This is a genomic window from Grimontia marina (assembly GCF_900060185.1).
GTDB lineage: Bacteria > Pseudomonadota > Gammaproteobacteria > Enterobacterales > Vibrionaceae > Enterovibrio > Enterovibrio marinus.
On record NZ_FIZY01000172.1, the window covers coordinates 1 to 1041 of the forward strand.

General features: G+C 61.3%; 1 pseudogene. It reads right to left on the reverse strand.

The window, feature by feature from the left end:
• A pseudogene (locus tag GMA8713_RS25770) lies at positions 1–1041 on the reverse strand (hypothetical protein); the annotation flags it as partial.

Genomic DNA, 1041 nt, shown 5'->3' on the forward strand with positions numbered 1-1041 from the left:
TGTTGGCATCTTCATCAATCACGACAGTCGGCGCCGCCGGGGCACCGGTGCCCACGCCGTAATCCAGGGTGGCGGAGTCAGTGCCTTCGGCGCTGTTGCCGGCGCTGTCGGTGACCGTGGCGGTGATTTCCAGCTCAGTGCCGGTGGCAGGCGGATCGATGCTCAGGTCGAGGCCATTATCCAGCATCTCCTGAGTGACCGGGCCGGAGAAGATGACATTGCCACCCTGGTCAGTCACTTCAATGGTGTCACCTACTTCAGTGCCGGCTGCCAGGGTAATGGTGATGTTTACCTGACCGTCGAGCTCAGCGTCATTGATGTAGCCATCGTCGTTGGCATCTTCGGTAATGGTGACCGTTGGGGCCGCCGGGCCGCTGCTCAGTACCGCACTGTCAGAGCCTTCGGCGGTGTTGCCCGCCGGATCGGTAACGGTGGCAGTCAGGGTGATGGCGGTGCCATCCGCCGGGGCCGGGATAGACAGGCTAAGCCCATTGTCCAGCATGTCCTGGGTAATGGTGGCGGTGTACACCTCATTGCCATCCTGATCGGTGACCGTGATGGTGTCACCGACTGCGGTGCCGTCGCCCAGGGCGATGGTGTAGTTGATGTCGCCATCGAGCTCATCATCATTGATATAGCCGTCATTATTGGCATCTTCGGTAATGGTCAGGACTGGGGCCGCAGGGGCGCCGCCGCCCGCGCCGTAATCCAGGGTGGCGGAGTCTGAGCCTTCAGCGCTGTTGCCGGCAGGGTCAGTAATGGTCGCCGTCACTTCCAGCGTGGTGCCCGTAGCCGGTGCATCCACGGCCAGCTGCAGACCGTTATCCAGCATGTCCTGAGTGACCGTGCCGGAGAAGATGACGTTACCGTCCTGGTCGGTCACTTCGATGGTGTCACCCACGTCGGTGCCGCTGCCCAGGGTGACGCTAATGTCTATCTGGCCATTGAGTTCGGCATCATTGATGTAGCCGTCATTGTTGGCATCTTCGGTAATCACCACAGTCGGCGCGGTTGGGGCGCTGTCGCCGTAATCCAGTGTCG